16 protein-coding genes are annotated in these 17,328 nt (G+C 61.5%); 7 read left to right on the forward strand and 9 right to left on the reverse strand.

The genetic code is table 11. The features are described from left to right. Positions 1-171 precede the first annotated feature (171 nt). The 5 genes from FQ192_RS17435 to tkt all read right to left on the reverse strand — a co-directional run bounded on the left by FQ192_RS17435 (position 172) and on the right by tkt (position 5,235). Positions 172-504 carry an MliC family protein gene (locus tag FQ192_RS17435; RefSeq protein WP_149659681.1) on the reverse strand — a complete coding sequence of 111 codons (333 nt, stop codon included), beginning with the start codon at positions 502-504 and terminating at the stop codon, positions 172-174. A 56-nt stretch (positions 505-560) separates the two neighbouring features. Further along, the gene (locus FQ192_RS17440) at positions 561-785 is read right to left on the reverse strand and encodes a hypothetical protein (RefSeq protein WP_149659682.1); all 225 of its coding nucleotides are present in this window, start codon (positions 783-785) and stop codon (positions 561-563) included. Positions 786-819: 34 nt separating this feature from the next. After that, a complete protein-coding gene (locus FQ192_RS17445) occupies positions 820-1,983 on the reverse strand; it encodes a phosphoglycerate kinase (RefSeq protein ID WP_149659683.1) in 1,164 nt (387 codons plus the stop codon). A 17-nt stretch (positions 1,984-2,000) separates the two neighbouring features. After that, complete coding sequence (gene epd, locus FQ192_RS17450; protein ID WP_149659684.1) at positions 2,001-3,065, reverse strand: erythrose-4-phosphate dehydrogenase; 1,065 nt, start codon at positions 3,063-3,065, stop codon at positions 2,001-2,003. Between the two features lie 172 nt (positions 3,066-3,237). Next, the gene (gene tkt / locus FQ192_RS17455) at positions 3,238-5,235 is read right to left on the reverse strand and encodes a transketolase (protein ID WP_149659685.1); all 1,998 of its coding nucleotides are present in this window, start codon (positions 5,233-5,235) and stop codon (positions 3,238-3,240) included. 260 nt (positions 5,236-5,495) lie between these two features. Between tkt and FQ192_RS17460 the strand changes: the two genes are divergently transcribed. From FQ192_RS17460 to FQ192_RS17475, 4 genes are all read left to right on the forward strand, one after another. Further along, the gene (locus FQ192_RS17460; RefSeq protein ID WP_149659686.1) at positions 5,496-6,491 is read left to right on the forward strand and encodes a metalloregulator ArsR/SmtB family transcription factor; all 996 of its coding nucleotides are present in this window, start codon (positions 5,496-5,498) and stop codon (positions 6,489-6,491) included. A gap of 18 nt (positions 6,492-6,509) precedes the next feature. After that, positions 6,510-7,700 (forward strand): methionine adenosyltransferase, encoded by a 1,191-nt coding sequence (gene metK / locus FQ192_RS17465; RefSeq protein WP_149659687.1) that lies wholly within the window; start codon positions 6,510-6,512, stop codon positions 7,698-7,700. Positions 7,701-7,860: 160 nt separating this feature from the next. Next, positions 7,861-9,534: an NAD-dependent DNA ligase LigB gene (gene ligB / locus FQ192_RS17470; protein ID WP_149659688.1), complete on the forward strand. Its 1,674-nt coding sequence runs from the start codon at positions 7,861-7,863 to the stop codon at positions 9,532-9,534. A gap of 102 nt (positions 9,535-9,636) precedes the next feature. After that, a complete protein-coding gene (locus FQ192_RS17475) occupies positions 9,637-10,032 on the forward strand; it encodes a DUF1090 domain-containing protein (protein ID WP_149659689.1) in 396 nt (131 codons plus the stop codon). Positions 10,033-10,209: 177 nt separating this feature from the next. Here the strand turns inward: FQ192_RS17475 and FQ192_RS17480 are convergent, their stop codons facing one another. Further along, the gene (locus tag FQ192_RS17480; protein WP_149659690.1) at positions 10,210-10,659 is read right to left on the reverse strand and encodes a cytochrome c; all 450 of its coding nucleotides are present in this window, start codon (positions 10,657-10,659) and stop codon (positions 10,210-10,212) included. A 128-nt stretch (positions 10,660-10,787) separates the two neighbouring features. On the opposite strand from FQ192_RS17480, the gene FQ192_RS17485 reads away from it, so the two are divergent. Beyond that, entirely contained in the window at positions 10,788-11,960 is a 1,173-nt protein-coding gene (locus tag FQ192_RS17485) for a murein transglycosylase A (RefSeq protein ID WP_149659691.1), read from the forward strand. 92 nt (positions 11,961-12,052) lie between these two features. Here the strand turns inward: FQ192_RS17485 and FQ192_RS17490 are convergent, their stop codons facing one another. Next, complete coding sequence (locus tag FQ192_RS17490; protein WP_149659692.1) at positions 12,053-12,436, reverse strand: MAPEG family protein; 384 nt, start codon at positions 12,434-12,436, stop codon at positions 12,053-12,055. A 41-nt stretch (positions 12,437-12,477) separates the two neighbouring features. Next, positions 12,478-13,311: an EamA family transporter gene (locus tag FQ192_RS17495; RefSeq protein WP_149659693.1), complete on the reverse strand. Its 834-nt coding sequence runs from the start codon at positions 13,309-13,311 to the stop codon at positions 12,478-12,480. Between the two features lie 285 nt (positions 13,312-13,596). On the opposite strand from FQ192_RS17495, the gene FQ192_RS17500 reads away from it, so the two are divergent. After that, a complete protein-coding gene (locus FQ192_RS17500; protein WP_149659694.1) occupies positions 13,597-14,766 on the forward strand; it encodes an MFS transporter in 1,170 nt (389 codons plus the stop codon). Between the two features lie 249 nt (positions 14,767-15,015). After that, complete coding sequence (locus FQ192_RS17510) at positions 15,016-16,281, forward strand: sodium:proton antiporter (RefSeq protein WP_149659695.1); 1,266 nt, start codon at positions 15,016-15,018, stop codon at positions 16,279-16,281. On the opposite strand, the gene FQ192_RS17515 is transcribed toward FQ192_RS17510, so the two are convergent. Further along, a complete protein-coding gene (locus tag FQ192_RS17515) occupies positions 16,282-17,169 on the reverse strand; it encodes a formate/nitrite transporter family protein (protein WP_133835627.1) in 888 nt (295 codons plus the stop codon). Positions 17,170-17,328 lie beyond the last annotated feature (159 nt).

Raw genomic sequence — 17,328 nt, forward strand, 5'->3', positions numbered from 1 at the left:
GGGGTGGGTCCGGTCCGCTCATTCGGTATGACAAAAATCTCTACGAGCCATCGATGACCTGTAGGAGCAAAGCTTGCTCGCGAAAGCGGTTTAACCGCCAACACATGTGTTGAATGTGCTGGCCTCTTCGCGAGCAAGCTTCGCTCCTACAGGTTTGGCGCGAGCCTTCGATTACTCGGCTTTACAACCGCGGCCAATCAAATCATTGGTGGCGACCCAGTAAACCAGGCCTTCCTCACCTTTTACGTGAAACGCCAGCATGTCGTTGCTGTACAGCGAACCTTCGGCGCCCGGTTCAAGCTTCAAGCGGTAGACCTGATCGGCCCCGCCGAGGCGCACGTCGACTTCCCTAAGGCTGTCGTCGGTGTAGCGCCAGAGCACTTTGGCCTGGCTGTCGCAGGTCCAGGTGGTCCAGTTGTCCGCAGGCGCCGAGGTGTTGAACAGGTTGAAATTGGAGCAACCTGCCAGCAGTGCCAGCGCCATGACGGCGATAAAACCTTTCATCCATGTTCCTCGACCGACGGCGCACGCCGCCAGCCTTGAGTAAAGAGTCAGACCCGTCAAGGGCAGCCATGTTCCTTGGCCGGGGTCTGTGTCTCGTATTTGTCCAGGCCATCGGGCCCGGAACGCTTGTTGAGCACCGGGTTGGTTTCGGCCTGCCAGTCGGCCTGGTAACAGCCTCTATCCGCCGGCGCAGACGGCGCGGGGTCCGGCTTGGCTTTCGGGTTACTCCCGCAAGCCGCCAGCGACACCGCGACGATCAACAGCGCTATCGTCCTGACCATATCAACACTCCTTTGCCTGGTCATTTGAGTGATCTCAGGCCTTGGCCCGGCTTTCCAGGACTTCAACCGCCGGCAGTACTTTGCCTTCGACGAACTCAAGGAACGCGCCGCCGCCGGTAGAAATGTAGGAGATCTGATCGGCAACGCCATATTTATCGATGGCCGCCAGGGTGTCGCCACCGCCGGCAATGGAGAACGCCGAGCTGTCCGCGATGGCCTGGGCCAGGACTTTGGTGCCGTTGCCGAACTGGTCGAATTCGAACACGCCCACCGGGCCGTTCCACAGGATGGTCTTGGACGACTTCAGCAACTCGGCGAAATTCGCCGCGGTCTGTGGGCCGATGTCCAGGATCATGTCGTCGGCGGCTACGTCGGCAATCAGCTTGACGGTAGCGGTGGCGCTTTCCGCGAATTCCTTGGCAACCACGACGTCCACCGGCAGCGGCACGCTGACTTTGGCGGCGATGGCGCGGGCGGTGTCCAGCAGGTCCGGTTCGTACAGGGATTTGCCGACCGGGTGACCGGCGGCGGCCAGGAAGGTGTTGGCAATGCCGCCGCCGACGATCAGCTGGTTGCAGATCTGGCTCAGGCTGTTGAGCACGTCGAGTTTGGTCGAGACCTTGGAGCCGGCCACGATGGCAGCCATTGGCTGGGCCGGGGCGCCGAGGGCTTTGCCCAGTGCGTCCAGTTCAGCAGCCAGCAGCGGGCCGGCGGCGGCGACTTTGGCGAACTTGGCCACGCCGTGGGTCGAACCCTCGGCGCGGTGAGCGGTGCCGAAGGCGTCCATCACGAACACGTCGCACAGGGCGGCGTATTGCTGGGCCAGTTCGTCAGCGTTCTTTTTCTCGCCTTTGTTGAAGCGCACGTTTTCGAACAGCACGATGTCGCCGGCCTTGACGTCAACGCCGCCCAGGTAATCGGCCACCAGCGGCACGTCGCGGCCCAGGGCCTTGCTCAGGTAGTCGGCGACGGGCTTGAGGCTGTTCTCGGCCGAGAACTCGCCTTCGGTCGGACGGCCAAGGTGCGAGCAGACCATCACGGCCGCGCCTTTTTCCAGGGCCAGCTTGATGGTCGGCAGCGAAGCCAGGATACGCGCATCGCTGGTGACAACACCGTCCTTGACTGGGACGTTGAGGTCTTCGCGGATCAGTACGCGCTTACCTTGCAGATCGAGGTCGGTCATCTTCAACACGGTCATGGGTCGCAATTCCTGAGTTACTGTTTTTGAGTGACAGAAAGTGGAGCAGCTATGTGCAGATAGTGTTCTGCAACGTCCAGCATTCGGTTGGCAAACCCCCATTCGTTGTCGAACCAGGCCAGGATGTTCACCAGCCGTGGGCCGGAAACGCGGGTCTGACTGGCATCGACGATGGCCGAATGTGGGTCGTGATTGAAATCACAGCTTGCGTGGGGAAGCTCGGTGTAAGCCAGCAGACCTTTGAGCGGGCCACTGGTGGCGGCTTCGCGCAGGATCCGGTTGACCTCCACGGCGTCAGTGTCGCTGACGGTTTGCATCGTAATGTCGAGACACGACACGTTCACCGTCGGCACGCGTACGGCTTTGGCCTGAATTCGCCCGGCAAGTTCCGGCAGCAGGCGTTCGATGCCGCGCGCCAGACCAGTGGACACCGGGATCACCGACTGGAACGCCGAACGGGTGCGGCGCAGGTCTTCATGATGATAGGCGTCGATCACCGGCTGGTCGTTCATCGCCGAGTGGATGGTGGTGATCGACACGTATTCCAGACCAATGGCCTGGTCCAGCAGACGCAACAGCGGCACGCCGCAGTTGGTGGTGCAGGACGCGTTGGACACCAGCAGCTCGTCGCCGGTCAGGCAATCCTGGTTCACGCCGTAGACGATGGTGGCGTCGACATCCGCCTCGCTGGCCATCGGCTGGGAAAACAGCACGCGGGGAGCGCCGGCGTCGAGGAAGCGCTGGCCATCGGTGCGGGTGTGGTAAGCGCCGGAGCACTCCAGCACCAGATCGACGCCCAACGACGCCCAATCGATGCCTTCGGGGGTAGCACTGCGCAGGACCTTCACGCAGTTGCCATTAATATGCAGACAATCGTCCTCCACCCGCACTTCGCCGGGGAAACGCCCGTGAGTGGAGTCGAAGCGTGTCAGGTATTCGATGCTGGCCATGTCTGCCAGATCGTTGATCGCGACAATTTCAAACCCGGCCTTCTCGCCTCGCTCAAACAACGCACGCAAGACGCAACGACCAATCCGGCCGTAGCCGTTGAGTGCAACTTTGTAGGGATGCGGTTGGGGCATGGGGTTCTCGATTACCGTGGTGAATCCGTGGTTGCAGTGCTGGCAGGGCCGACGCCTTCGCGGGCAAGCCTCGCTCCTACAGGTTTTCGGTTGTCATGAAAAACAACACGATCCCTTGTAGGAGCGAGGCTTGCCCGCGAAGAGGCCAGCCCGGACAACGCAACCTTCGGACTTAGTCTTCCAGCAGCTCTTCAGCCTGACCCAGGATGTTTTCCAGGGTGAAACCGAATTCTTCGAACAAGGCTGGCGCAGGCGCCGACTCGCCGAAGGTGGTCATGCCGATGACACGACCTTCCAGGCCCACGTACTTGTACCAGTAGTCCGCGTGAGCGGCCTCGATGGCGATACGCGCACTGACCTGCAACGGCAGAACGGCTTGCTTGTAGCCAGCGTCCTGAGCGTCGAACACGCTGGTGCACGGCATCGAAACGACGCGTACCTTGCGGCCTTGCTCGGTCAGTTTGTCGTAAGCCTGAACCGCCAGGCCCACTTCCGAACCGGTGGAGATCAGGATCAGCTCAGGCTCGCCTGCGCAGTCCTTCAACACGTAACCGCCACGGGCGATGTCGGCGATCTGGCCGGCATCACGCTCCTGGTGCTGCAGGTTCTGACGCGAGAAGATCAGCGCCGAAGGGCCGTCCTTGCGCTCGATGGCCAGCTTCCAGCAAACAGCCGATTCAACGGCATCGGCTGGACGCCAGGTGTCGAGGTTCGGGGTGCTGCGCAAGCTGGTCAGTTGCTCGATCGGCTGGTGAGTCGGGCCGTCTTCGCCCAGACCGATGGAGTCGTGGGTGTAGACGAACACCACGCGTTTCTTCATCAGCGAGGCCATGCGCACCGCGTTGCGCGCATATTCCATGAACATCAGGAAGGTCGCGCCGTAAGGCACCAGGCCACCGTGCAGGGACACGCCGTTCATGATCGCGCTCATGCCGAACTCGCGAACGCCGTAGTACATGTAGTTGCCGCTGGCGTCTTCAGCCGACACACCTTTGCAACCTTTCCACAGGGTCAGGTTGGAACCGGCCAGGTCAGCGGAGCCGCCGAGCAGTTCAGGCAGCAGCGGGCCGTAGGCATTCAGGGCGTTCTGGCTGGCTTTACGGCTGGCGATGGTTTCGCCCTTGGCCGCGACTTCAGCGATGTAAGCCGAGGCTTTTTCCGCGAAATCGGCTGGCAGTTCACCGCTGAGGCGACGCACCAGTTCGTTGGCTTCGGTCGGGAACGCGGCGGAGTAAGCGGCGAAACGCTGGTCCCACTCGGCTTCGGCAGCGCGGCCTTTTTCCTTGGCGTCCCACTCGGCATAGATGTCAGCCGGGATTTCGAACGGGCCGTGGTTCCAGTTCAGCGCCTTGCGGGTCAGGGCGATTTCCGCGTCACCCAGTGGGGCGCCGTGGCAGTCTTCCTTGCCTTGCTTGTTCGGCGAACCGAAACCGATGGTGGTCTTGCAGCAGATCAGGGTCGGCAGCTCGCTTTTGCGCGCGGTCTCGATCGCAATCTTGATTTCTTCCGGGTCGTGACCGTCGACGTTGCGGATCACTTGCCAGTTGTAGGCTTCGAAACGCTTCGGCGTGTCGTCGGTGAACCAGCCTTCGACTTCGCCATCGATAGAGATGCCGTTGTCATCGTAGAAGGCGATCAGTTTGCCCAGGCCCAAGGTACCCGCCAGGGAGCCGACTTCGTGGGAAATGCCTTCCATCATGCAGCCATCACCCAGGAACACGTAGGTGTGGTGGTCGACGATGTTGTGGCCAGGACGGTTGAACTGCGCCGCCAGGACTTTTTCCGCCAGGGCGAAACCCACGGCGTTGGCCAGGCCTTGGCCCAGTGGACCGGTGGTGGTTTCAACGCCTGGGGTGTAACCGAATTCCGGGTGACCCGGGGTGCGGCTGTGCAGTTGGCGGAACTGCTTGAGGTCTTCGATCGACAGGTCGTAGCCGGTCAGGTGCAGCAGCGAGTAGATCAGCATCGAGCCGTGGCCGTTGGACAGCACGAAGCGGTCACGGTCGGCGAACGATGGATTGCTTGGGTTGTGCTTGAGGTAGTCACGCCACAGCACTTCGGCGATATCCGCCATACCCATAGGGGCACCCGGATGGCCGCTGTTGGCTTTTTGCACGGCATCCATGCTGAGGGCACGAATGGCGTTGGCACGCTCACGACGGCTTGGCATCGCTGATCTCCTAGGGTTTGAATAAAACGAAACGGAAAAAAGGCGAGCATTTTCCCTCACCCACCCGCCTCGGGGCAATGACAGATAGTCATCTAGAGACGTTTTTCCAATGGATAACGACGGTTTCGGCGGGTGAAACCTTTCTGCTATTCGTTTGTAGAGACAACAGCGCCTTGAGAAGTGCCATCTATCGAGCAATATCAAAACTTTTTGATATTGCTCTTGCGAGGCTTTCTGACCATCACTAGACTGCTGGCCCTATGAATCTACGCGTGCCTTCCATTCAACATGACGATTGCGATGAGCTGGCGGCCTTGTGCAAGGCCGGTGGCGATCCTCTACGCCTGAATGTATTGCGCGCGCTGGCCAACGATTCGTTTGGCGTACTGGAACTGGCGCAGATCTTCGGCATCGGTCAATCCGGCATGAGTCACCACCTCAAGGTCCTGGCCCAGGCCGACCTGGTGGCGACCCGCCGTGAAGGCAACGCGATTTTCTACCGTCGCGCCCTGCCCCACACCGACTTGCTGGGCGGCAAGCTGCACGCAGCCTTGCTGGACGAAGTGGACAACCTGACCCTGCCGGCCGATGTGCAATCGCGGATCGCTCAGGTACACGGGCAACGGGCGGCGGCCAGCCAGGACTTTTTCTCACGGGTGGCGGAGAAGTTTCGCGCCCAGCAAGACCTGATCGCCGGCCTGGCGCAGTACCGCGAAAGCGTGGTGGCGCTGCTCGACAAGCTGAGCTTCAGCGAAGGCGCCACGGCGATTGAAGTCGGCCCCGGCGATGGCGGTTTCCTGCCGGAACTGGCGCGCCGCTTCACCCAGGTCACGGCGCTGGACAACAGCCCGGCGATGCTCGAACTGGCGCGCCAGGTCTGTGAACGTGAACGGCTGACTAACGTCAGCCTGCAATTGGCCGATGCATTGAATGGCGTAAGCCTGACCGCCGATTGCGTTGTACTGAACATGGTGCTGCACCATTTCGCCGCACCGGCCGAAGCGCTCAAGCACATGGCCGGCTTGCTGCAACCAGGCGGTAGCCTGTTAGTGACAGAGTTATGTAGCCACAACCAGAGTTGGGCCAGGGAGGCCTGCGGTGATCTATGGTTGGGGTTTGAACAGGACGATCTGGCCCGTTGGGCCACCGCTGCGGGACTCGTTCCCGGGGAAAGCCTCTATGTAGGCTTACGTAATGGTTTCCAGATTCAGGTCCGCCATTTTCAGCGGCCGGCTGGCGACACTCACCATCGGTAAATTCAGGAAAACATCGAGATGAGCGAATACTCCCTCTTCACCTCCGAGTCCGTGTCTGAAGGGCATCCGGACAAAATCGCCGACCAGATTTCCGATGCGGTGCTGGACGCCATCATTGCTGAAGACAAGTTCGCCCGTGTGGCGTGCGAGACGCTGGTCAAGACCGGCGTGGCAATCATCGCAGGTGAAGTCACCACGTCGGCCTGGGTCGATCTCGAAGAGATCGTGCGTAACGTCATTCTGGACATCGGCTACAACAGCTCCGATGTCGGCTTCGACGGTGCCACTTGCGGCGTGATGAACATCATCGGCAAGCAGTCCCCTGACATCAACCAGGGTGTCGACCGTGCCAAGCCTGAAGATCAGGGCGCCGGCGACCAGGGCCTGATGTTCGGCTACGCGAGCAACGAAACCGACGTGCTGATGCCAGCACCGATCACCTTCTCGCACCAGCTCGTGCAACGGCAAGCCGAAGCCCGTAAATCCGGCCTGCTGCCTTGGCTGCGCCCGGACGCCAAGTCGCAAGTGACTTGCCGTTACGAAGGCGGCAAGGTGGTCGGGATCGACGCCGTTGTTCTGTCGACCCAGCACAACCCTGAAGTGTCGTACAAAGACCTGCGCGAAGGCGTGATGGAGCTGATCGTCAAGCACGTGCTGCCTGCCGAGTTGCTGACCAAGGACACCCAGTTCCACATCAACCCGACTGGCCAGTTCATCATCGGCGGCCCGGTTGGCGACTGCGGTCTGACCGGTCGCAAGATCATCGTCGACAGCTACGGCGGCATGGCCCGTCACGGCGGCGGCGCGTTCTCCGGTAAAGATCCATCGAAGGTTGACCGTTCGGCGGCTTATGCCGGTCGTTACGTGGCCAAGAACATCGTCGCGGCCGGCCTGGCCGAGCGTTGCGAGATCCAGGTTTCCTACGCGATCGGTGTTGCCCAGCCGACTTCGATCTCGTTGAACACCTTCGGCACCGGCAAAATCAGCGACGACAAAATCGTCAAACTGGTTCGCGAAGTGTTCGACCTGCGTCCATACGCCATCACCACCATGCTCGACCTGCTGCACCCGATGTACCAGGAAACCGCTGCGTACGGCCACTTCGGTCGCACCCCGGAAACCAAGACCGTGGGCGAAGACACCTTCACCACGTTCACCTGGGAAAAGACCGACCGCGCCGATTCGTTGCGCGCTGCTGCCGGCCTGTAAGACTTCCCCGGCGGTACCCAAAGCCCCGCACGGTTCGCGCCGTGCGGGGCTTTTTCATGCTGGAAAATCTGTCCTCGAAACACCCCGAAAAACACCCCGCTTTTACAACACTCATGACCGACTAATCTTCCAGACATCCCAACGAGCAAGGACGCTCTCGATGCTCCCCAGCCTGCGCCTGTTTTTCGCCCTCCTGCTGACATCCCTGACCGCCAGCGCCGCCGATTGCCCCGACTGGGCACCCGCGCGTGCCCAAGCCGAAATCACCACCCTGCAACAGCAACTCGACCGTTGGGACGACAGCTACCACCGCAAGGGCCAATCCCTGATCGGCGACGAACTCTACGACCAGTCCCGAGCCCGGCTGACGCAATGGCGCACCTGTTTAAACCTCGCCCCTGCCCCTGAACCGCTGCGAACGACGGGCGGCAAGGTGCCTCACCCCATCGTCCACACGGGGTTGGAAAAACTCCACGACGGACCCGCCGTCGAACACTGGCTGCGCGATCGCAAGGATGTCTGGATTCAGCCAAAGGTCGATGGCGTGGCGGTATCGCTGATCTACAGCAAAGGCCTGCTGCAACAGGCGATCAGTCGCGGCGACGGCATGAACGGCCAGGACTGGACCGCCTCCGCACGCCAGATCGCCGGCATCCCCCAGCAACTGAAGCAACCAATGGACGTCCTCGTGCAAGGCGAACTCTACTGGCGCCTGACCGATCACATACAAGCCGAAGCCGGCAGCCTCAACGCCCGCGCCAGCGTGGCCGGGTTGATGGCGCGCAAGTCGCTGAGCGCGGAGCAGGCTGCCGGGATCGGGTTGTTTGTCTGGGATTGGCCGCAAGGTCCGGAAAGCTGGCCTGCCCGGGTCACCGCTTTGGATAGGCTGGGATTCCCGGCCACCGGCGTCTACAGCCAATCGATCAACACCTTTGCCGATGCAGACCGCTGGCGCGATCACTGGTATCGCTCGCCCCTGCCTTTCGCCAGCGACGGCGTCGTCCTGCGCCAGGATTCACGTCCACCCGCCGAACGCTGGCAGGCCCGGCCACCTTACTGGAGCGTCGCCTGGAAATACCCCTTCGCCCAGGCATTGGCCGAGGTGCGCAAGGTGCATTTCAAGATCGGCCGGACCGGGCGGATCACCCCGGTACTGGAGCTGTCGCCGGTAAAGCTCGATGACCGGCAGATCAAACGAGTGAGCGTCAGCTCCATGCAACGCTGGGAGCAATTGGACATTCGCCCCGGTGATCAGGTTGCCATCAGCCTCGCGGGCCTGACCATTCCCAGGCTCGATGACGTCGTGCTGCGCAGCGCCGAGCGCGCGGAAGTGAATGCACCGCTGGCGGCTGACTTTCATCCGCTGAGCTGCTGGCAGCCAACGCCGGGCTGCGAAAGCCAATTTCTCGCCCGTCTGACCTGGCTAAGCGGCAAGCAAGGGCTGGCCTTGCCGCATGTCGGGCCGGGCACCTGGGAGAAACTTCTCGAAACAGGCCGCCTCAACAGCCTGCTGGATTGGTTGACCCTCGATGCCCAAGAGCTTGCTAACATTGCCGGCTTCGGCGAGCGCAGCAGCGCTCGTCTTTTAAACAGTTTTGAAAGTGCCCGGCAGCGTCCGTTTGCTCGCTGGCTCAAAGCCCTTGGCTTGCCGCCGACGGGTCAGGCGAAGCTTGCCGATTCATGGCAGACCCTGGCGCAACGCAGCCACGAACAGTGGCAGGCCGAAGCCGGCATCGGCCCGGGACGCGCAGCGCAATTGAGCGCGTTTTTTCGCGACCCGCAGGTCCTGGCCTTGAGTGAAACATTACGTATGGCGGGGATTGACGGTTTTTAGCGACCAACAATGCCTGTCAGCCCGGGAACCCAATGGTGGCGCTGCGCTCAAACAGCCCATTGCCACCTCGACCCGCTTGCCTTTTTTTTGCATGGAGCTTTTATGAAATTTCTTGCACCGCTCGCCCTGCTGACCCTTTGCGGCATGATGGCTGCTCCGCTGATGGCAGCCGAAGAGATCCCGGAACTGACCGGTTGCGCCGCCAAGAAACAGGGCATCGTCAACCAGATCGAACTGGCCAAATCCCATGGCAACGCCGATCAGCAGGCGGGCCTGGAAACCGCCCTGAACGAAGTCACCACCCACTGCACCGACGCCTCCTTGAAGAAGGAACGGGAAAACAAGGTGCTCGACGCCAAGCATGAAGTCAGCAAGCGCCAGGCCGATCTCGACAAGGCCATGAGCAAGGGCGATGCCGAGAAAATCAACAAACGCAAAGACAAACTGGCCGAGTCCCGCAAGGAATTGCAGGAAGCGCTGGATGAACTGGATAAGTAGGACCTCGGCGTTGCGAGGGAGCTTTTGTGGCGAGGGGGCTTGCCCCCGTTGGGTCGCGGAGCGACCGCAAAATCAGCAGACGCGGATAATCAGATAGACCGCGCGGGCCGAATTGACGACTGCTTCGCAGCCGAACGGGGGCAAGCCCCCTCGCCACAGGGAATACACACCGCTAGATCAATGATCCCGAAACTGTTTATGGCAAGCACTGCAGGCATCTTCAACTTTCTGCACCGCCGGCCCGAGGTTGCTGGCCTTGTACGGCTGGACCTTGCTGGCAATCACCAATTCACCGGTGGCGCCTTCAAGGTTGCGGGCCATTTCCTGGAAGCGTGCCTGTTGCTTCCACACATCGTCCTTGGCGCTGGTGTGATCTTCTTCGCGCACCTGCGGGAAATGTTTCCACGGCTCATGGGACAGCGCATCGAGTTTCACCGCACCCTCGGCAAATTTCGGCCCGTCGAACGGAATGCGTCCGCGCAACATGCCACCCAGGTCTTCGCCGGTCTTGAGCATTTGCTTGAAGATCGCCTTGCGTTGACCCAATGGCGAATTCGGATCAACACCGCCGCAGGCGGACAAGGTCAGGCAGGCCAGCAATACAACAGAAATTCTTTTAAGAGTCATGGTGGCTTCAGGTCACGGGGAACGGCGGCCAGTATCCTCGCGTCATCGTTAAACACCAATAGCCCTATTATCAATAAGGGTTGTTTGAGCGCATGGAGCACTCAGGCAGCCGTCAAAGGAATTACTCCATGAACAGCCGTTTCATGGCCTGGCGCCCGCGCCTGGCCTGGACCCTTCCGATGGTAGCCGTGCTTGCGGGCTGCACCGGCGGCGAAAACAACACCCCGAAAACCCACGCCCTGGCCACCTACACCAGCGCCACCTGGGAAGCATTGCCAACGGTGTCCGACGATGATCTGGTGGCCGGTTTCGGTTCCTGGCGCAGCGCCTGCACCCGACTCAAGGCCGACCCGGTCTGGGGCTCGACCTGCGCAGCGTCCGCCAATGTGGCGCAAACCGCCGGCGAGATTCGCGGCTTTCTCAAGCAGAACCTGGACGTCTACGGCCTGCGTGCCGCCAACGACAATCCCAATGGCCTGATCACCGGCTACTACGAACCGGTGTACCCCGGCAGCCTGACCCAGACCGAAGTGGCTAATGTCCCGGTTTACGGCGTGCCCGAGGACATGATCATTGTGTCCCTGGACAGCCTCTACCCGGAACTCAAGGGCAAACGCCTGCGCGGTCGACTTGAAGGTCGCGTGCTCAAACCCTACGACGACGCCGCCACCATCGAGAGCAAAGGGGTCAAGGCGCCGGTCGTGGCCTGGCTGACCGACCCGATGAACCTGCAATTCCTGCAAATCCAGGGTTCCGGGCGGATCCAGCTCGACAGTGGTCGACAACTGCGTATCGCTTATGCCGACCAGAACGGCCATCCGTATCGTCCCATCGGCCGCTGGCTGGTGGATCAGGGTGAACTGAAGAAGGAAGACGTGACCATGGGCGCTATCAGCGCCTGGGCCAAGGCGAATCCGTCGCGCATTCCGCAATTGCTCGGCAGCAACCCCAGCTACGTGTTTTTCACCCAAAATCCGGACAGCAACGAAGGGCCTCGCGGCTCGCTGAACGTACCGCTGACGGCGGGCTACAGCGCGGCAGTGGATCGCAAGGTGATTCCGCTGGGCAGTCTGCTTTGGTTATCCACCACCAAACCGGATGGCAGCGCACTGGTGCGGCCGGTGGCGGCCCAGGACACTGGCGGCGCGATTGCCGGCGAAGTGCGGGCGGACCTGTTCTGGGGCACCGGCGAAGCGGCCGGGCAATTGGCGGGGGATATGAAGCAGCAGGGGCAGATCTGGATGTTGTGGCCTAAAGGTGCAGCGTTGCCGCAAGTGCCGCAGGTGGCTGACAAGCCTTAACGTCAAAAGATCGCAGGCTCCTACGGGGAATCGTTGTGAACACGGTCCCTGCAGGAGCTACCGAAGGCTGCGATCTTTTGCTTTTGCTTCAATCAGATCGACACAAAAAAGAAACTGGCAATCAACCCCATCACCACAAACCACACCAGCGACCGCAAGATCGCCCAGTCCGCCAGGTAGCAAATGATGTACAGCAGCCGACTGGTGATAAACAGCACCGCCAGCACGTTGACCGTCACCAACTGCGCCGTGCCCACCAGATGGGCCGCGAGCACTGCCACCGCGAACGCCGGCATCACTTCAAAACTGTTCAACTGCGCCGCATGGGCACGCCGACCCAAGCCATTCAGCGATTCGAGAAAGTCCCGGGGATCATGGTTGTCTTTCAGGTTGTACCTGCCACTGGCCTTGGCGATGGCCGTGCAGACATAGGGCAGGAAAATCGCAATCAAAACGCACCACAGCGCAACCGTCATAAAGCAGTCCCTTCTTCAGTTTTCAGAAATTCGGTGGTCGGTCAAAACTTCATCACCAAGATGCCGATCAGCACCAACCCACAGGCTAAGAGCCGCGGCCGGCCGAAAGGTTCTTTCAAGTAGCGCATGCCGAACAGCACCACCAGGATCACACTGATCTCACGCAACGCCGCCGCTTCGGCAATCGAGCCCAGTTGCATCGCCCACAGCACCAGAGCGTAGCTGAACAACACGCAAAACCCGACCGCCAGCCCCAGTCGCCACTGTTCTCGCCAGAACAGCATGAACGCCGGTCGCTTGCGCACCAGCGCCAGCAACGGGAATGGCCAGGCACTGAGCAGCGTGACCCACACCAGGTAATCCAGCGGATGCGACCAGCGCCGCAACGCCTGGCCATCGATGAAGGTGTAGCAGCCGATGCACAGGCCAATCAGCGCCACCACTGGCAGCATTGACCACGGCAATCGCGCACCGCCACCGCCCTGCCACAGCAGGCACAGCATGCCGAACGGGATCAGCAAAATGCCGAAGATCTGCTGATTCGTCAGCACTTCCCCGGCGAAGATCAGCGTCAGCGCCAGCACCACCAGTGGCGACAGGCCCCGCATCAGCGGATAGACCAGCCCCAGGTCACCAACCCGGTAGGCCTGGATCAGCAAATAGCGATAGAGCAACTCGAACGCCGCCGACGCCAGGATCCACGGCCAGATTTCAATCGGCGGCACGTTCACGAACGGCAGCATCACGGCGACAAACAGCATCGCCACCGAGTCCATGCACGCCACCACCAGCAGCCGCTCGGCGCTGAATTTGATCAGGGTATTCCACGCCGCGTGCAACAGCGCCGCGACCAACACCAGTGCTGTTGCAAGCACGGCTCACTCCTTCTGTTGCCCACCCCCATCCCTGTAGGAGCGAGGCTTGCCCGCGAAGGCGATCTCAAGGACGCCTTCGCGGGCAAGCCTCGCTCCTACGGAAAGCGGGGAGAGAATTGATTCGCCATATGTCCGCAGCTGTTTATACTGCAAGCGACCACGCCGCACTCAGTTGCGCACAGACTAATTCCAATAATTCCTGCCCCCGCCCGCTCTCCTCGAGAACGGCCGATGGCCTGCGTATGCCTGATCCGAGCGTCAAGACTACCGACAGAGACCTTGCGCATGCCACTCGCCTTGCTTGCCCTCGCTGTTGCCGCGTTCGGCATCGGCACCACTGAATTCGTCATCATGGGCTTGCTGCCCGATGTCGCCCGCGACCTCGCCGTGAGCATTCCCCACGCCGGCCTGTTGATTACCGGCTACGCCCTGGGCGTGGTGTTCGGCGCGCCGATCCTGGCGATCGGCACCGCGAACATGCCACGCAAAGCCACGCTGCTGGGCATGACGCTGATGTTTATCCTCGGCAACATCCTCTGCGCCCTGGCGCCGAACTATGCGACGCTGATGGCCGCCCGCGTGGTCACCGCGTTGTGCCACGGAGCGTTCTTCGGTATCGGTTCGGTGGTCGCGGCCGGTCTGGTGGCGCCGAACAAACGGGCCCAGGCGATTGCCATGATGTTCACCGGCCTGACCCTCGCCAATGTGCTCGGCGTGCCACTGGGCACGGCACTCGGCCAATACGCCGGTTGGCGCTCGACGTTCTGGGCGGTATCGGTGATCGGCGTGATCGCGGCCATCGCCCAATGGGTGTGGTTGCCGAAAGACATCGTCATGGACAAGGCGAACCTGGCCAGCGAGTTCAAGGTGCTGGGCAAGGTCAACGTGTTGCTGGCCCTGGGCATGAGCGTGCTGGCGTCCACCAGTCTGTTCAGCGTATTCACCTACATCGCACCGATCCTGCAAGACATCACCGGCGTCAGCCCCCACGGCGTGACCATCATGTTGCTGTTGTTCGGCGTGGGTCTGACGGCGGGCAGCATGCTCGGCGGGCGCTTGGCGGACAGTCGCTTGCTGCCTTCGCTGGTGGGCATGGCCCTGGCGGTCGCGGTGGTGCTGGCGGCGTTCAGCCAGACCAGCCATTCGGTGATTCCGGCGGCGATTACGCTGGTGTTGTGGGGGATTTTTGCGTTTGCCCTGTGCCCGATCCTGCAACTGCTGATCATTGATCAGGCGCATGAGGCGCCGAACCTCGGTTCGACGTTGAACCAGAGTGCATTCAACCTCGGCAATGCCGCTGGCGCGTGGATTGGCGGGCTGGTGGTCGCCAGCGGCGCGGACCTGGCGGATTTGCCGTGGACGGGGGCGCTGGTCAGCGGGCTGACGGTGCTGACGGCGCTGTTCTATATCTACCTGCAACGGCGCGGGGCGGCTGCGGTCAATGTGTCCGGCTGACTCGACGCACTGCATTAACCTGTGGCAAGGGGGCTTGCCCCCGTTCGGCTGCGCAGCAGTCGCAATCCAGACGCCGCGCTCATCCTGATTTACCGCGATTGCAGATTTGAGGGCCGCTTCGCAGCCCAACGGGGGCAAGCCCCCTCGCCACAGGGGATCGCATTTGTGTCCCTGACTTGCGACAGCCCATCCAACCTCATGCACGACCCGCATCGTGCCCAACTCCACCCACCATCCAAAGGACCCCGGATGCTTGAACTTGTCGCTGCGTTTATCTGCCTCACGTCCCTCCTCACCTACGTGAATTTCCGCTTCATCGGCCTGCCCCCGACCATCGGTGTGATGGTCACGGCGCTGATGTTTTCCCTGCTGTTGCAAGGCCTGAGCCTGCTCGGCTACCCCGGTCTCGAAGAGCGCGTACAACAGCTGATCGGCCAGATCGACTTCGGTGATCTGCTGATGAACTGGATGCTCTCGTTCCTGCTGTTCGCCGGCGCCCTGCACGTCAATCTGAGCGACCTGCGCAGTTACCGCTGGCCCATCGGCCTGCTCGCGACCTTCGGCGTATTGATCGCCACGGCGGTGATCGGCAGCCTCGCCTATTACATTTTTGCCCTGTTCGGCTGGCACGTGAGCTTCTTGTATTGCCTGCTGTTCGGCGCGCTGATTTCCCCCACCGACCCGATTGCGGTGCTCGGTGTGCTGCGGACCGCCAACGCGTCCAAGCCGCTGAAAACCACGATCGTCGGCGAGTCGCTGTTCAACGATGGCACGGCGGTGGTGGTGTTCACCGTGTTGCTGGGCATCGCGCAATTGGGCGAAACCCCGACCGTCGGCGCCACGGCCATGCTGTTCGCCCACGAGGCGATTGGTGGCGTGGTGTTTGGCGGGCTGATCGGTTACCTGGTGTACCTGATGATCAAGAGCATCGAGCAGCATCAGATCGAAGTGATGCTGACCCTGGCGCTGGTGATCGGCGGTTCGGCCATGGCTTCGGAGCTGCACGTGTCCGCGCCGATCGCGATGGTGGTCGCCGGTCTGATTATCGGTAACCTGGGGCGCAACCTGGCGATGAACGACATGACCCGAAAGTACCTGGACGGTTTCTGGGAACTGCTCGACGACATGCTCAACGCCCTGCTGTTCGCGCTGATCGGCATGGAACTGTTGCTGCTGCCATTCAACTGGCTGCACGTATTGGCCGCGAGTTTGCTGGCGCTGGCGATTCTGCTGTCGCGTCTGTTGACCGTGGCCCCGGCCATCCTGCTGTTGCGGCGCTGGCGCACCGTGCCGCGCGGGACGATCCGAATCCTGACCTGGGGTGGTTTGCGCGGCGGTGTGTCGGTAGCCCTGGCCCTGGCGTTGCCGCTGGGCCCGGAGCGGGATCTGATCCTGAGCATCACCTACATCGTGGTGTTGTCGTCGATCCTGTTGCAGGGTTTGAGCATCGGCAAACTGGTCAAGTACGTGACCCGGGATGAGCCTGCGCCAACGGCACAGGCCGAGCATCACTGATTACTTTTTGATCTTCTGCGGGTCAGGCTTCCCGGGCTGATCCGCAGCCTTGTTCGGCGTGCTGCTTTCACTGCGCACCTGGGCATGGCTGATCAGGGCAAAAATGAAACTGCCGCCAATGATGTTGCCCGCCAGCGTCGGCCCGGCGAACACCAGCCAGAAATCCTTCCACGGCAATTCGCCGGCAAACACCAGGTACGACACTTCCGCCGAACCGACGACGATGTGGGTGAAATCCCCCAGCGCCATCAGATAAGTGATGAGGATGATGATCCACATCTTGGCGCTCTCCATGGACGGGATCATCCAGACCATGGTGGCGATCATCCAGCCGGAAATGATGCCTTTGGCGAACATCTGGCTGGCGCTGTTTTCCATGATCTTGCGCCCGATGTCGAGGAAGGCCAGGTCGGTCTTGGTGTCGAAGATCGGCAGGTGCAGCATCACGTAGGCCACCAGCAACGTCCCGCACAGGTTGCCGAACAGCACGACCCCCCACAGGCGCAGCAAGCGCCCGAAATTGCTCAACGTGGGTTTGGTCATGATCGGCAGCACGGCCGTCAGGGTGTTTTCGGTGAACAGTTGCTGGCGCGCCAGGATCACCGCGAGGAAACCGGCGCAGTAGCCGAAACTGGCGATCACCTTGAAACCTTCGCCGTCCGGCAGGCGGGAATTGAGCAGCCCCATGGCCATCAGCGACAGGCCCATGGTCAGGCCGGCGGCCAGGGCCGACCACCACAGCGCGGCGACGCTGCGTTCCAGCTCCTGATCGCCCTGGGTGCGGATGATTTCATGCAACACCGCCGCCCGGGGCGGCTGGTTGCGGTCGGCTTCGTGCTGCTCTTCAGCCGAGAGGTTCGGGGTCTTGCCGTCTTTTTGAGTGTCCATGGAGCTCCGGAACCGGTGGCGTGTCATGTAGGTACGACACGCGGGGTTCGGAGCTGTTCACTGACCTCGGCAGATCGTTCCCACGCTCTGCGTGGGAATGCCTCTTGTGACGCTCTGCGTCACGCTTTGGGACGCAGAGCGTCCCGGGCTGCATTCCCA

Source organism: Pseudomonas sp. ANT_J12, from assembly GCF_008370045.1.
GTDB lineage: Bacteria > Pseudomonadota > Gammaproteobacteria > Pseudomonadales > Pseudomonadaceae > Aquipseudomonas.

What these genes read in the sequence shown, in the direction of transcription:
- FQ192_RS17435 (WP_149659681.1), bottom strand. Translation starts at nt 504, where the DNA reads ATGAAAGGTTTTATCGCCGTCATGGCGCTGGCACTGCTGGCAGGTTGC.
- FQ192_RS17440 (WP_149659682.1), bottom strand. Translation starts at nt 785, where the DNA reads ATGGTCAGGACGATAGCGCTGTTGATCGTCGCGGTGTCGCTGGCGGCT.
- FQ192_RS17445 (WP_149659683.1), bottom strand. Translation starts at nt 1,983, where the DNA reads ATGACCGTGTTGAAGATGACCGACCTCGATCTGCAAGGTAAGCGCGTA.
- epd (WP_149659684.1), bottom strand. Translation starts at nt 3,065, where the DNA reads ATGCCCCAACCGCATCCCTACAAAGTTGCACTCAACGGCTACGGCCGG.
- tkt (WP_149659685.1), bottom strand. Translation starts at nt 5,235, where the DNA reads ATGCCAAGCCGTCGTGAGCGTGCCAACGCCATTCGTGCCCTCAGCATG.
- FQ192_RS17460 (WP_149659686.1), top strand. Translation starts at nt 5,496, where the DNA reads ATGAATCTACGCGTGCCTTCCATTCAACATGACGATTGCGATGAGCTG.
- metK (WP_149659687.1), top strand. Translation starts at nt 6,510, where the DNA reads ATGAGCGAATACTCCCTCTTCACCTCCGAGTCCGTGTCTGAAGGGCAT.
- ligB (WP_149659688.1), top strand. Translation starts at nt 7,861, where the DNA reads ATGCTCCCCAGCCTGCGCCTGTTTTTCGCCCTCCTGCTGACATCCCTG.
- FQ192_RS17475 (WP_149659689.1), top strand. Translation starts at nt 9,637, where the DNA reads ATGAAATTTCTTGCACCGCTCGCCCTGCTGACCCTTTGCGGCATGATG.
- FQ192_RS17480 (WP_149659690.1), bottom strand. Translation starts at nt 10,659, where the DNA reads ATGACTCTTAAAAGAATTTCTGTTGTATTGCTGGCCTGCCTGACCTTG.
- FQ192_RS17485 (WP_149659691.1), top strand. Translation starts at nt 10,788, where the DNA reads ATGAACAGCCGTTTCATGGCCTGGCGCCCGCGCCTGGCCTGGACCCTT.
- FQ192_RS17490 (WP_149659692.1), bottom strand. Translation starts at nt 12,436, where the DNA reads ATGACGGTTGCGCTGTGGTGCGTTTTGATTGCGATTTTCCTGCCCTAT.
- FQ192_RS17500 (WP_149659694.1), top strand. Translation starts at nt 13,597, where the DNA reads ATGCCACTCGCCTTGCTTGCCCTCGCTGTTGCCGCGTTCGGCATCGGC.
- FQ192_RS17510 (WP_149659695.1), top strand. Translation starts at nt 15,016, where the DNA reads ATGCTTGAACTTGTCGCTGCGTTTATCTGCCTCACGTCCCTCCTCACC.
- FQ192_RS17515 (WP_133835627.1), bottom strand. Translation starts at nt 17,169, where the DNA reads ATGGACACTCAAAAAGACGGCAAGACCCCGAACCTCTCGGCTGAAGAG.